Origin of the sequence: Neopusillimonas maritima, from assembly GCF_003576595.1 — a bacterium.
Taxonomy (GTDB): domain Bacteria; phylum Pseudomonadota; class Gammaproteobacteria; order Burkholderiales; family Burkholderiaceae_B; genus Neopusillimonas; species Neopusillimonas maritima.
The window spans coordinates 659034-672885 of record NZ_NQOU01000001.1; the positions used below are offsets into that span (position 1 = coordinate 659034).

12 protein-coding genes are annotated in these 13852 nt (G+C 53.4%); 8 read left to right on the plus strand and 4 right to left on the minus strand.

Annotation, left to right across the window (positions count from 1 at the left end):
* The first annotated feature begins 65 nt into the window (after positions 1 to 65).
* Genes CJO09_RS03210 through CJO09_RS03230 form a run of 5 tightly spaced genes read left to right on the plus strand, consistent with a single transcriptional unit; the run spans position 66 to position 4759 of the window.
* Positions 66 to 2366 carry a xanthine dehydrogenase family protein molybdopterin-binding subunit gene (locus tag CJO09_RS03210; RefSeq protein WP_119441029.1) on the plus strand — a complete coding sequence of 767 codons (2301 nt, stop codon included), beginning with the start codon at positions 66 to 68 and terminating at the stop codon, positions 2364 to 2366.
* Positions 2359 to 3246: an FAD binding domain-containing protein gene (locus CJO09_RS03215; RefSeq protein WP_119441030.1), complete on the plus strand. Its 888-nt coding sequence runs from the start codon at positions 2359 to 2361 to the stop codon at positions 3244 to 3246. The genes CJO09_RS03210 and CJO09_RS03215 overlap by 8 nt, the downstream gene beginning before the upstream one ends.
* Positions 3239 to 3715, plus strand: coding sequence for a (2Fe-2S)-binding protein (locus CJO09_RS03220; protein ID WP_119441031.1), 477 nt, complete (start codon positions 3239 to 3241; stop codon positions 3713 to 3715). The genes CJO09_RS03215 and CJO09_RS03220 overlap by 8 nt, the downstream gene beginning before the upstream one ends.
* Positions 3705 to 4295 carry an SRPBCC family protein gene (locus tag CJO09_RS03225; protein ID WP_114419961.1) on the plus strand — a complete coding sequence of 197 codons (591 nt, stop codon included), beginning with the start codon at positions 3705 to 3707 and terminating at the stop codon, positions 4293 to 4295. Before CJO09_RS03220 ends, CJO09_RS03225 begins: the two co-directional genes overlap by 11 nt.
* A 35-nt stretch (positions 4296 to 4330) precedes the next feature.
* Positions 4331 to 4759: a DUF1841 family protein gene (locus CJO09_RS03230; RefSeq protein WP_114419963.1), complete on the plus strand. Its 429-nt coding sequence runs from the start codon at positions 4331 to 4333 to the stop codon at positions 4757 to 4759.
* 70 nt (positions 4760 to 4829) lie between these two features.
* On the opposite strand, the gene CJO09_RS03235 is transcribed toward CJO09_RS03230, so the two are convergent.
* Positions 4830 to 5189 carry a c-type cytochrome gene (locus tag CJO09_RS03235; protein ID WP_114419965.1) on the minus strand — a complete coding sequence of 120 codons (360 nt, stop codon included), beginning with the start codon at positions 5187 to 5189 and terminating at the stop codon, positions 4830 to 4832.
* 12 nt (positions 5190 to 5201) lie between these two features.
* The gene (locus CJO09_RS03240; protein ID WP_114419967.1) at positions 5202 to 5552 is read right to left on the minus strand and encodes a c-type cytochrome; all 351 of its coding nucleotides are present in this window, start codon (positions 5550 to 5552) and stop codon (positions 5202 to 5204) included.
* Positions 5553 to 5694: 142 nt separating this feature from the next.
* On the opposite strand from CJO09_RS03240, the gene CJO09_RS03245 reads away from it, so the two are divergent.
* The 3 genes from CJO09_RS03245 to CJO09_RS03255 all read left to right on the plus strand — a co-directional run bounded on the left by CJO09_RS03245 (position 5695) and on the right by CJO09_RS03255 (position 10603).
* Complete coding sequence (locus tag CJO09_RS03245) at positions 5695 to 6564, plus strand: AAA family ATPase (RefSeq protein WP_114419969.1); 870 nt, start codon at positions 5695 to 5697, stop codon at positions 6562 to 6564.
* 16 nt (positions 6565 to 6580) lie between these two features.
* Positions 6581 to 7753 carry a vWA domain-containing protein gene (locus tag CJO09_RS03250; protein ID WP_119441032.1) on the plus strand — a complete coding sequence of 391 codons (1173 nt, stop codon included), beginning with the start codon at positions 6581 to 6583 and terminating at the stop codon, positions 7751 to 7753.
* 111 nt (positions 7754 to 7864) lie between these two features.
* Complete coding sequence (locus CJO09_RS03255) at positions 7865 to 10603, plus strand: M16 family metallopeptidase (protein ID WP_158582701.1); 2739 nt, start codon at positions 7865 to 7867, stop codon at positions 10601 to 10603.
* A 3-nt stretch (positions 10604 to 10606) separates the two neighbouring features.
* Here the strand turns inward: CJO09_RS03255 and dnaJ are convergent, their stop codons facing one another.
* Entirely contained in the window at positions 10607 to 11740 is a 1134-nt protein-coding gene (dnaJ, locus tag CJO09_RS03260; RefSeq protein WP_119441034.1) for a molecular chaperone DnaJ, read from the minus strand.
* A gap of 105 nt (positions 11741 to 11845) precedes the next feature.
* Positions 11846 to 13777, minus strand: a complete 1932-nt coding sequence (gene dnaK / locus CJO09_RS03265; RefSeq protein ID WP_114419976.1) for a molecular chaperone DnaK — start codon at positions 13775 to 13777, stop codon at positions 11846 to 11848.
* Between the last annotated feature and the right edge of the window lie 75 nt (positions 13778 to 13852).

Sequence of the window (13852 nt, forward strand, 5' to 3'; positions counted from 1 at the left end):
TTGACACATCAACATAATTCGCGCTAACGTGCGCCTACAATCATACGACACAGGGAGCTTGCACCATGAGCGAATCCATTATCGGCGCATGCATTCCGCAAGTAACAGCCCGCACCAAAGTTTCCGGTACAGCCCAATATGCGGGCGACCTGAAAATGGCGGGCATGCTACACGGCAAAGTATTGCGCAGCCCCTATCCCCACGCGCGGATCATTAGCATCGACACGTCGCGCGCCAAGGCCCTCAAGGGTGTCAAAGCCGTCCTGACAGGTGAAGACACCCCCACACGCATGTGGGGTTCTGCACGTAAAGAGCGGCGTATTCTTGCCGCCGGCAAAGTCCGGTTTGCAGGCGAGGAAGTGGCCGCAGTCGCCGCCGTCAGTGATGAAATCGCCCGCGACGCGCTTGAGCTGATTCGCGTTGAGTACGAAGAGCTACCCACTTTGCTCGACCCCTTTTCCGCGCTGGAGCCGGGCGCCATTGAAATTCACGACGGAACCGGCAATATCGCTTATGAAACCCATGTTGACCGGGGTAACGTGGACAAAGGCTTTGATTCAGCAGCCGCTATTTACGAAGCCACGTATGAAATGCCCCCCCAATACCCGGGTTATCTGGAGCCTATGGGCACCCTGGCTGCCGTCGACGGCGATGGTCGCATTACCGTTTGGGCACCCACACAATCTGTATTCATGTCGCGCTCGCGCCTTGCCGAAGCGCTTGATGTCCCTCATTCACGCGTTCGATTCATTCAAACCATGACAGGCGGTGCGTTTGGCGCCAAAGCCGTTGAAGACGCCAACACACCCATTGCGGCGCTGCTGGCATTGAAAACCGGCAAGCCGGTACGTTTGGTAAACACACGCCTTGAAGACTTTCTAGGCGCTCCAACCAGCATGGGCGCCACCGTTTGGCTTCGCATGGGGGTTTCAAAAGAGGGCCTCATCGTTGCCAAAGACTCCATGATTATCGGCAACAACGGCGCCTACACCGGGCTGGCCTCACATGTCATTCACGTTACTTCCATGCGCAGCGACTCAATGCACCGCATCGAAAACGTACGGGCGCGCGGCAAGCTGGTTTACACCAACCATATCCCCAGCGGCGCATTCCGAGGTTTTGGCGGACAGCAAATGGCTTTCCCCTTGAATAGCCACCTTACGATGTTGGCTGAAAAAATTGGCATGGACCCGGTTGAAATGCAATTGCGCAATGCCATCCAAACGGGCGATACCAGCGTGCATGGTTGGGTCATGCGTAGCTGCGGGCTGTCCGACTGCATCAAGCAGTCCACTGAAGCCATTGGGTGGGCCGATAAACGGGGTTCCAATAAATCAGCCCCAGGAACAGGAGCAATTAAGCGTGGGTTGGGAGTTGCGGCCGGCATACACGTTAGTGCCAATCGGCAATTAGGCAACTGGGACGGCTCCACCGCCGTGGTAAAAATGAACGAGGATGGCCGGGTGACACTTTTATCGGCCGAATCGGATATGGGGCAAGGCGCCACGACCATGATGGCACAAGTCTGTGCGCATGAGCTGGGCATTCCAATCAGCCACGTCACCGTATCGCAACCCGACAGCGACGTATCTCCGTTCGGTATTGGTGCCATTGCGTCGCGCGTCACAATTATCGCTGGGAACGCCGTTCGAATGGCCGCCAGTGAAGCGCGAGAAAAACTGTTTGCCGTGGTTGCGGAAAAACTGAACGTTCAAGCCTCTGAGCTTCAGGTCGAGAACGGAGCCATTGTCGTCAAGAACAATCGCGAACAATTCGTATCACTACCCGACGCGGTGCGTTTGCATTTATTCCGACACGGCGGCGAAGGCGTCTACGCCAAAGCCACTTACGACCCACCTACTGTCATGGCCGACAAAAACTATTACGGCGACGTCGCGCCTGCCTATTCATTTGCCGCCCAGGCAGTTGAAGTGGAAGTGGATACTGAAACCGGGCAAGTACGATTAGTGCAGAGCTACACGTCGGATGACTGCGGCAAAGCCTTGAACCCCATGGCGGTACACGGACAAACCTCGGGGGCCACAGCCCAATCAACCGGGTGGGCGCTCTATGAAAATCTCGACTTCCAGGACGGCCGCCTGATGAACGGCAACTTTGCCGACTACAACATGCCAACGGCCAATTCCGTCCCTACCCTGCAAAGCGGCATTATTGAGTCGAACGACCCCAACGGGCCTTACGGAGCGAAAGGTGCGAGCGAAACGGCCATTCTGCCCGGCGCGGCGGCCATCGCAAACGCGGTTTACGATGCCATTGGAGTCCGTATCAACTCGCTGCCCATTACGCCCGAAAAAGTTCTCGCAGCATTGCGCGAAAAACGCAATGAAGGAGCGAATCATGCATGATTTTGAATATCTGGAACCGACAACAGCGCAAGACGCATGCAAAATGCTGGCCGATTTTGGCGAGGATAGCCGGATTATTGCAGGTGGAACCGCACTACTGCTGGGTATGCGGCAACGCATGTTGTCACCGTCTCACTTAATTTCCCTGGGTAAGCTCGATAACCTGCGAAAAATTGAGTTTGAAGAAGGTGTCGGCCTTCAAATTGGCGCATTGGTACGCCATGCCGATATCGCTCGATCTGAAGTAATTAATCAACATTTCCCAATCCTGGCCAGCATGGCCTCGCGTCTGGCCAATCCACAAGTGCGGAACGCGGGCACTATTGGGGGTAATCTCTGTTACGGCGACCCTGCTACCGACCCACCCGGCTGCCTGTTGGCGCTGGGCGCTCAAATTGTCGTTATGGGTCCGAAAGGAGAACGATGCCTGGCAATTGAAGATTTTCTGGTGGATTATTTTCAAACCGCACTGGAACCTGATGAAATCGTAACCCACATCCTGATTCCCGCTTTACCTGGCAATGTTCTCGGATCCTACACTCGCTTTCTTAGAACACCAGCCGAACATCGGCCATTAGTGAATATTGCATTATTGGCCCAAACAGCAGACCGCAAAACATGCGGGCAAATTCGCATTGCCATGGGCGCCTCAACCACGACGGCTACCCGCCTTGACAAGGCCGAAGCCTATCTTGAGGGCAAAACCATCACCACCGAGGTCTGTGCGCAGGCAGCCGATCTTGCCGTACAAGACTTATCAACCATATCCGACTCCCGAGGCTCCGCCGAATACCGCCTGGAAATGACGCGTGTTGTATTGCGTCGCTCTCTCGGCGCTTTGTTTAACCTCGATCAGCAACAAGGAGCGATCTATGAGTAAACATACAATCGACGTGACCGTAAATGGCGAGGAAATGACGGTTGAGGTCGCTTCCCGACGTTTACTGTCCGACTTTCTTCGAGACGATTTAAACCTGACAGGCACGAAACGAGGCTGCGAAACCGGCATTTGCGGCGCATGCTCAGTCATTGTCGACGGTGAGGTGGTGAAATCGTGCCTGTCGCTCGCGGTGCAAGCCAATGGCAAAGACATTACGACGATCGAAGGGCTATCACAAGACGGGCAACTACATCCGGTGCAAGAATCATTTATGAACTGTGGTGGTTTGCAATGCGGCTATTGCACGCCCGGTTTCATCATGACGGCAACCGCCATGCTCAATCACACCCCCAATCCCACTGAAGAAGAGATCCGCGAAGGCCTGAACGGCAATTTATGCCGTTGCACCGGCTATGTGGGTATTGTTGAGTCCATCCAATCCGCAGCAGGAAAATTAAATGGAAATTGAAAAGAAAATGACAATTGCGGCGCCCAGGGAAAAAGTTTGGGCCATGCTGCTCGACCCTAATGTCATGGGCGCCTGTGTTCCGGGCATGGAATCAATTGACGTTATTAGCGATACAGAATATCTGGTCAGCATCCACGTCAAAATGTCGTTCATCAGTGCTCGCTTCAAAGTCCGCACCTTTGTGGTTGAAACGCGCCGGCCCGAGTACCTGAAAAGCGAAGGTAAAGGGGAAGACTCCAGCCTGACCAGCTCGCTAAAACACACCAGCGAAGTCTTTCTTACTGAGTTAGGCCCCAACGAAACCGAATTTCGCACAATCGTGAACGTTGAGCTTCTTGGCCGTCTGGGCAGTTTCGGCATGAATATGGTGAAAACCAAAGCCGACCGCATGTGGGACGATTTCGGCCGCAAACTGGCTGAGCGTATCACGGGCGAAATCCAGCCGGAACCTGCGACAACGAACAAAACCCCATCCACGGCCGAAGACGAAAGCACATCGGAAGACCAAACCGGCGCTGGTGGAGCCGACAAGGGTTCTTTAATGTCCCGCATGCGTTCGGTATTCGGCTCCTCGTCGTAAAATAGGGTATTGGCAATTAATACCGTTTCAGCGCAATGTTCAATCCTTCACGAGAGCAAGTTCGCACATTTTTTACCGAGTCATGGCAAAAGCATCTGAATAATCAGGTGCTGACGCCCCTTGAAACAATGGCGGTCGACTGGATTCAGCAACATCCTGAATACCACGATGAATTATTGCGCAAAGACGCCCTGAACGCCGAATACACTGTGGAAAGCGGTCGAACCAACCCCTTTCTTCATCTGTCGATGCATCTGGCTATTTCAGAACAACTCTCAATCGACCACCCGCCCGGCATTCGTGCAGCACACAACTCACTGGCACAAAAAGTGGGCGCCCATGAAGCGGCGCATGAAATAATGGAATGTTTGGGTGAAGTCGTGTGGGAGGCCCAACGCTTGGGCAAGCCTTTCGATAACGACACCTACCTGGAGCTGATTCAGCGCCGTGCAACTCGGAACTGAATTAATTCAAAAAAGGGCGCCGTATACAGCGCCCGTTTTTCAATAAAATTATCGGCGAAAGCCGAAAACGTTACTTGGTGCTAAGCGGCGAAGGCAAGCTGGACAACCAGGCAGCGATGTTTTTCATATCCTGACCGGACAGCTGGGCAGCGAACGCCCCCATAATGGCGTTTTTACGTACATTGGCTGAAGCCGGGTCGCCTTGCTGACCTCTTTGGTAGGCGCGCAGCGCATGCTCCAGGTAGTCGGCATGCTGGCCGGCCAAAATAGGATAAGCAGGCATGGTGGGTGTTTTGGCATCGGCACCATGGCAACTGGCACAGTTGAATTTCTGATAAGCCGCCTGACCGGCCGCCAAATCAGCTGCGGAAGCCAAAGGAGCTACCGCCAACAACGCCGAACCCAACAGGGCGAGTGTTAGTTTCTTCATGAAAGCTCCCGATTATTTGAGGTTGGAATAATAAGCAGCCAGGTCGGCCATATCTTGCTCAGACAGGCTTTTGGCAATGGCTTCCATCGTAGGGAAGCTTCTTGCACCACTGGCATATTCCTTCAGCGCCGCCACAATGTACTCGGCGTTTTGCCCAGCAATTTTGGGCACATGATAAACCTCGGGAAAGCTGGACTTGTACCCTTCAATGCTATGGCAACCAATGCACATGGACACTTTGTTTACAGCCGCTTTCGCATTGGCTGCTCCAGATTCCTGAGCCTGAACCTGCCCGATGAACCCACAGGATGCCATAACGGCCAGCGCAGACAGCGTGCGCGTCATTTTTGTTCGCAACTTCATAGTAGCTCTTGTTTGGCGGTAAATAAACGACCGACCACCCCTGGGTGACCGACAAATCCTTAGAATTGTACGATAATTATCGACACTACCGTTAACTGATTGGTTAACGTTGCGTGAACTGCATTTTAATACGGACTTTTTCATGACACTTAATCCCGCTTCCAATACAACCCGATTTGAAGGAACAGATCAATACATTGCTACCGACGATCTCAAACTGGCAGTCAATGCCGCTCTCGCGCTTGAGCGCCCCCTGCTTATCAAGGGAGAACCCGGAACAGGCAAAACCATGTTGGCCGAACAACTTGCGCGCGCCTTGGGTCGCCCTCTGCTGCAATGGCACGTGAAATCCACCACCAAAGCCCATCAAGGGCTTTACGAGTACGACGCCGTATCGCGCCTGCGCGACTCCCAGTTAGGAGACGAAAAAGTTCGGGACATCGGAAACTACATTGTGAAAGGGGTGCTTTGGGAGGCGTTTGAAGCCGACGAACCCACTGTTGTACTTATCGATGAAATCGACAAAGCCGACATCGAATTTCCCAACGACTTGTTGCGTGAACTGGACCAGATGTCGTTTCATGTTTACGAAACGCGTGAAACCATTACCGCCAAGCACCGGCCGCTTATCATCATTACGTCGAACAATGAGAAAGATCTGCCCGACGCATTTCTGCGTCGATGTTTCTTTCACTACATCAACTTCCCCGATCGCGACACACTGCAGGAAATTGTCGACGTTCATTACCCCAACATCAAAAACGACGTGCTTGAAGCGGCGCTGGACACCTTCTTCACATTACGTGACGTCCCCGGTCTGAAGAAAAAGCCCTCAACGTCTGAGTTTCTCGATTGGCTGCGACTTCTGGTTGCCGAATCCGTCTCCGCCGACGAAATCGGTGACCCCACCCAAGGACTTCCCGCCTTATCAGGCGCATTGTTGAAGAACGAGCAAGACCTGACCCTGCTGCAACGATTGGCCGCCGTTACCCGTGCCAGTCAACGTCGCTAAGGAAGCTTAAGCCGTTATGTTGCTTGATTTTTTCTATCACCTGCGTGAGCATCGTTTACCCGTCTCTGTTCAGGAGTACCTCACCCTCCTGAGCACATTGAAAAGCAAAATCATGCCACCGTCGCTGAATGATTTCTATTATTTGGCGCGCCTGGTGTTGATTAAAGACGAAACGTTATTCGATCGCTACGATCAGGCGTTCGGCGCCTTCTATCAACAAATTGAAGCAGCCGTGCCAGTCGACAAAGAGATACCGCTCGATTGGCTCATCAAAGAGTTCCAGAAAAAACTCACGCCGGAAGAGAAAGCGGCCATTGAGAAACACGGCTGGGACAAGCTGATGGAGCTTTTCAAGAAAACGCTTGAAGAGCAAGACGAACGCCATGCCGGCGGCAGCAAATGGATTGGGACGGGCGGCACCTCGGCCTTTGGTCATGGCGGCTATCACCCCGAAGGCATCCGTGTAAACGGTCCGTCGGCTGGTAACCGCACTGCGGTCAAAGTGTGGGAGAAACGCGAATATCGCGACTACGACGATACGCAAGAGCTCGGCACACGCAATTTCAAAATGGCTTTGCGTCGTTTGCGACGATTCGCTCGCGAAGGTGCCGCGCTGGAACTCGACCTGAACGACACTATTCGCCAAACAGCTCGCAACGCGGGCTTGCTGGACCTGCAACTGGTTCCCGAACGGCACAACGCCGTTAAGGTACTCATGTTGCTCGATGTGGGCGGCAGCATGGACGACCACATCAAACAAGTAGAGGAACTCTTCTCTGCCGCACGCAGCGAATTCCAACACCTGGAGGTGTACTACTTCCACAATTGTCCATATGAATTCCTTTGGCAACACAATCATCGCCGGCACTCGGAACGAATTGAAACGTGGGATGTCATACGCAAATACAACGAAGACTGGCGGTTGATTATTGTGGGCGATGCAACGATGAGTCCGTACGAGATACTGACACCCGGCGGCTCGGCGGAGCATCACAACCGGGAAACAGGTGCCGCGTGGTTGCAACGCCTGCTGGATAATTGGCCCCGCTCGGTGTGGCTTAACCCGGAGCCCGAAGGTTATTGGCCCTACCGTCAGTCTATCGGCATTATCCGCGACCTTGTGCACAACCATATGTACGGGGTCACGGTCAGTGGTCTTGAACAGGCCATGCGACATTTGTCCAAGTAGCAACTCCAACGGTAAACCCAACTTTTCCAGCGCATGCAAACCTTAAATCGACGCCCCGCCTTTTCCTTCAGTTTCTTAAAGCAACCAAACCGCCTGCTGGCCATACTAGCCATGTTTTTACTCCCATGCTCATTTGCATGGGCACAAAACAGCCAAGTTGTTTTGCCTGAAGGCGTCACGGCCGGCCCTGTCGTAGAAGGCACCAGACAGTACACGCTGGAGAACGGGTTAACGGTGCTGCTTAGCCCTGATGCGTCCAAAGCCTCTGTCACCGTCAACATGACTTATCTGGTCGGTTCCCGTCACGAAAACTACGGCCAAACCGGCATGGCGCACTTATTGGAGCACATGTTGTTCCGGGGCACCCCAAGTCTACCCAACGCGCTGGCGGAATTCTCAAAACGGGGGCTGCGTGCCAACGGATCCACATCGAGCGACAGAACCAACTATTACGCCACCTTTGCATCCGACCCCGAACTGCTTGAATGGTATTTACGCTGGCAAGCCGACGTCATGGTTAACGCCACCATTTCACGCGCCGATCTCGACACGGAAATGACTGTTGTCCGCAATGAAATGGAGGCCGGCGAAAACAGCCCTTTCGAATCGCTCATGCAGAAAGTGCAATCGGCCGCCTACCAATGGCACAACTATGGCAACGACACGATTGGTGCACGATCCGACGTCGAGAATGTTGATATCGAGCAATTGCGCGCCTTTTATCGTCTGTACTACCAACCCGACAATGCTGTGCTGATCGTTTCGGGCCGCTTCGATCTGCAAAAGACCCTTGATCTGGTGACAAACGCATTCTCGGAAATTCCACGGCCAAAGCGCAGTCTTCCGCCCGAATACACCATAGAACCTGTCCAGGAAGGGGAGCAAGAGGTTATCGTACGCCGGCAAGGCGGCACGCCGCTGGTGCTCGCGCAATACCATATTCCGGCGGCAGCCAGCCCTGAATTCGTCGCCTTTGATCTTGGCGCCATGATACTGGCCGACACCCCCTCCGGACGCCTTTACAAGGCCTTGGTTCAGAAGGGCCTGGCAGCTCACAGCTTTGGTTTTGCAAGGCCTATGCGGCAGCCGGGCTATGCGCTTTTCGGGGCACAACTGGAAAACGGCATGAACCCAGACGAAGCGCTGATTACCTTGACCGAAACACTTGAAGACCTTGAAACCCAGCCATTCACCGACGAGGAGCTTGAGAGAGCACGAACCCAATGGATGACGAGTTGGGAACAAACCCATGCCGACCCGGCCTCGCTGGCTTCAGCGCTTTCTGAAAGTGCGGCATTAGGTGACTGGCGTTTGTTCTACTGGACGCGCGAACAAGCCGAAAAAGCAAATTTAAAAGCCGTCCAGGAAGTGACCTCGGCCTACCTGGTGCCTTCAAACCGCACCACCGGCCTGTATATTCCAACGGAATCAACCCAACGCGCCCCAAAACCGAAAGCAACGGATCCAGCCGCATTGCTGAAAGACTTTGAGGGGCGCGAAGTCCGCGATCCAACCGCGGCATTCGAAGCCTCTCCCCAGAATATCGACGCTCAAACCGTTCGTGAAACTTTGTCTTTGGACAATGGCACTATTGAACTTGCCTTACTGCCCAAACCCACCCGAGGCGACCGGGTTGAAGCTCGTCTATTACTTCAGGCAGGCAGCGCCGAAGACCTGAAAAACCTGCGTACTGTATCAAGCACAGCCGCCGCGTTACTGACCCGTGGAACAACCCAGTACACGCGCCAGGAAATTGCCGATCGCTTCGACCAACTGCAGGCACAGGTAGGCTTTGGTGGAGGCGGTAATCAAGTTGGCATCAATATCTCTGTACCCGGAAAGAATTTACCCGATGTCATAGAGCTGGTTGGCCACATTCTGCGCGAAGCCACCTACCCTGCCGAGGAATTGGATCGCTACAAAACCCAAGCTCGCGCCTCAATAGAAAGCGCAATGACACAACCCGGTTCGGTTGCATCTCGCACACTGGCGCGACACGACAACCCTTGGCCACCGTCTGATATTCGTTATGTGCCCACTTTCAAGGAGGCATTGGAAGAAATCAATTCACTGAGTCGCAATGCACTGGTCGACTTTCATCAACGCTTCTATGGGGCGGCCACACTACGTTTTAGTGCAGTTGGCTCATTTAACCCTCAAAATACGAAAAATGCGCTTTTACAGGCCTTCAAAAACTGGAAATCGGCCCCTGAATACAAACGCATTGAACAGCCTTTCCGCAAGGTGGAACCGGAACAATTCACCTTACACACACCCGACAAGGCAAACGCCGTTTTCATGGCGTTTCAACCATTAGAGGTTCAAGACGATGCCCCCGACTATACGGCCTTGTACGTGGCCAACTACATTCTAGGTGGGTCGTCGTCATCACGACTATGGTCTCGTATTCGCGTTGAGGAAGGTATTTCGTACGACGTAGGTAGCAGTATTGACGCCTCGGCGTTCGAGCCCAGCGGTGAATGGTCGCTATCGGCCATTCTGGCACCCGAAAACGCACAGCGTTTCAAACAGGCAATGAATGAGGAGCTTGAACGTGCAATACAGGATGGCTTCACGCAAGAAGAGCTTAACGAAGCTGTGCGTGCACTAATGAATCTGCGTCGTTTGAATCGCAGCAACGACGGCGTGCTTGCCAGTGTATGGCTGGACTACATGCAGGAAGGCAGAAGCTTTGCCTGGTCGGCCAAAATCGACAAAGAGCTTGAGGCCCTAACTTTGGAGCAGGTTAATGCTGCCGCCCGCAAATATTTCCAGCCTCAAGCCCTGAGTAGCGCCCTGGCGGGGGACTTCCCCAACCAGGCAAACGCCGAAACAAAACAAGGTGAATAAACCTTAACTAAAAAAGTTTTTTACCCGGTCTGTCCAGGAGTCGCTTTTGGGGGAGTGTTTCTCCCCACCCTGCGACAAAGACGCCTCGAACTGGCGCAACAGTTTCTTTTGCTCTTCGCTGAGTCGTACGGGCGTTTCCACTGCAACGTGGCAGTAAAGATCGCCGGGGTAGCTCGAACGAATACCTTTGATACCCTTACCGCGCAGACGGAACGTTTTACCTGTTTGCGTGCCCTCGGGAATCGTGATGGAACCTTTGCCGCTCAGTGTGGGTACCTCAACATCGCCCCCTAATGCAGCCGTCGTGAACGGAATCGTTAGTTCACAATGCAAATCCTCGCCGTCACGCTGGAAAATAGAATGCTGCTTAAGGTGAATTTCAACGTAAAGATCGCCGGGCGGCCCACCATTTACGCCGGGTTCGCCATTGCCGGCCGAACGAATTCGCATGCCGTCGTCAATGCCGGCGGGAATCTTGACTTGCAACGTTTTATTGCGTCGAATCCGGCCCACGCCATCGCATGCCACGCACGGATCCGTAATTTCCTTGCCGCTGCCATGGCACGTTGGGCAAGTTTGCTGCACACTAAAAAAACCCTGCTGCATCCGCACCGCGCCATTACCACCGCAAGTACTACATGTTTGCGGCTGAGTTCCCGGCTTGGCCCCTGAGCCTTTGCAAGTATCGCAATTTTCCCAGCTGGGTACCCGTATTTCAGTATCAAAGCCTGTAGCCGCTTGCTCAAGCGAAATTTCCAGGGTGTATTTCAGGTCGGCACCGCGATACACCTGCGGGCCGCCACGCCGGCCTCCGGCGCCACCAAAAATTTCGCCAAAAATATCACCAAAGGCGTCGGCAAAGCCTGCGCCACCCATACCGGCACCGCCCATGCCGGCACCAGCCGCATTCGGGTCGACACCGGCATGGCCGAATCGATCATATGCCGCTCTTTTTTCAGGGTCGCTGAGCATCTCATAAGCTTCTTTCGCTTCCTTGAATTTCTCTTCGGCCTCCTTGCTGTCGGGGTTGCGATCAGGATGATATTTCATGGCCAGCTTGCGGTAGGCCTTTCGTAATTCATCGTCGGTCGCATTTTTCCCTACACCCAGCACTTCGTAAAAGTCGCGTTTTGCCATATTTTCTTTGCGCCTGCTTGCGCTTAAATTGAATCAGTAATAAACAACAACGCCCGATTTCCGGCAAACACCAGAAACCGGGCTAAGAACCGCTAAAACGAGCCCTTACTTGTCGTCGCGCTTAACTTCTTTGAAGTCGGCATCAACGACGTTCTCGTCTTCCGGTTGCTGGGCGGTAGCCCCATCGGCACCTTGCTGAGCCGCTGCCTGAGCCTGCATATCGGCGTACATCTTTTCGCCAAGTTTCTGCGAAGCCGATGTCAGTGCCTCAACCTTGGCGTCAATCGCTTCCTTGTCGCCATCTTTAAGGACTTCTTCCACTTCCTTGATGGCAGCCTCAATGGCTTCCTTCTCGGAGGCTTCCAGCTTGTCGCCATACTCTTCCAGCGACTTGCGGGTGGAATGCACCAATGCTTCGGCCTGGTTTCGCGTCGTGGCCAATTCGGCTATACGACGGTCTTCTTCAGCATTTACCTCGGCATCTTTCACCATGCGCTCAATTTCGTCATCGGTTAGACCCGAATTGGCCTTAATGGTGATCTTGTTCTCTTTACCGGTACCCTTGTCTTTCGCAGACACATGCAAAATACCATTGGCGTCGATATCGAACGTGACTTCGATTTGCGGCACGCCACGCGGTGACGGCGGAATGCCTTCAAGGTTGAATTCACCCAGGCTCTTGTTACCCGCCGCAATTTCACGCTCACCCTGGAAGACCTTGATGGTTACGGCCGGCTGATTGTCGTCGGCAGTTGAGAACACTTGCGAGAAACGGGTTGGAATCGTCGTGTTCTTCTGAATCATCTTGGTCATAACGCCACCAAGCGTTTCAATACCCAGCGACAGCGGTGTCACGTCGAGCAGCAAAACGTCTTTGCGATCACCGGACAATACCGAGCCCTGAATGGCGGCACCAGCTGCAACCGCTTCATCGGGGTTCACGTCTTTACGTGGGTCGCGACCGAAGAACTCTTTAACCTTCTCCTGTACTTTCGGCATGCGTGTCATGCCGCCAACCAAAATCACATCGTGAATTTCGGAAACCTTGACACCTGCGTCTTTAATGGCAATGCGGCATGGCTCAATGGTGCGCTCGATGAGCTCTTCAACCAATGCCTCCAGTTTGGCGCGCGACAGTTTCAGGTTCAAATGCTTGGGACCTGAGGCGTCGGCGGTAATATACGGCAGGTTAATCTCGGTTTGCTGCGTGGAAGACAGCTCGATCTTGGCTTTCTCAGCCGCTTCTTTCAAGCGCTGCAAAGCCAAAACGTCTTTCGACAAATCAACCCCGCTTTCTTTCTTGAACTCATCGATAATGTAATCAATGATGCGCTGGTCGAAGTCTTCGCCGCCCAAAAAAGTATCACCGTTGGTCGACAGCACTTCGAACTGCTTTTCACCGTCGATATCGGCGATTTCAATGATCGAGACGTCGAACGTACCACCACCCAGGTCATAAACAGCAATTTTACGATCGCCTTTTTCGGTCTTATCCATCCCGAAAGCCAATGCGGCTGCAGTGGGCTCGTTAATAATACGCTTGACCTCAAGGCCGGCAATGCGACCGGCATCTTTGGTTGCCTGGCGCTGGCTGTCGTTGAAGTAGGCCGGCACAGTAATGACCGCCTCGGTGACTTCTTCACCCAGATAGTCTTCCGCCGTTTTCTTCATTTTGCGTAATACATCGGCCGACACTTGAGGAGGGGCCAATTGCTTGCCCTGCGCCTCAACCCAAGCATCACCGTTGTCTGCCTTGACGATTTTATAAGGCATCAGATCAATATCTTTCTGAACCGCCTTTTCATCAAACTTACGACCGATCAGGCGCTTGACCGCGTAAAGCGTGTTGGCCGGATTGGTGACTGCCTGACGTTTGGCGGGCGCGCCCACCAGAATTTCGCCGTCTTGCATGTACGCCACAATCGACGGCGTGGTGCGTGCACCTTCCGAATTTTCAATAATGTTGACCTTGCCGCCGTCCATCACAGCAACACAGCTGTTGGTCGTACCCAGGTCAATACCAATAATTTTGCCCATAATGTATCGCCTTAAAAATTGCGTTCAATTCAGTTGGAAACAAACTTGACTGATTCTTAAGTGGGGCCTGCCTTA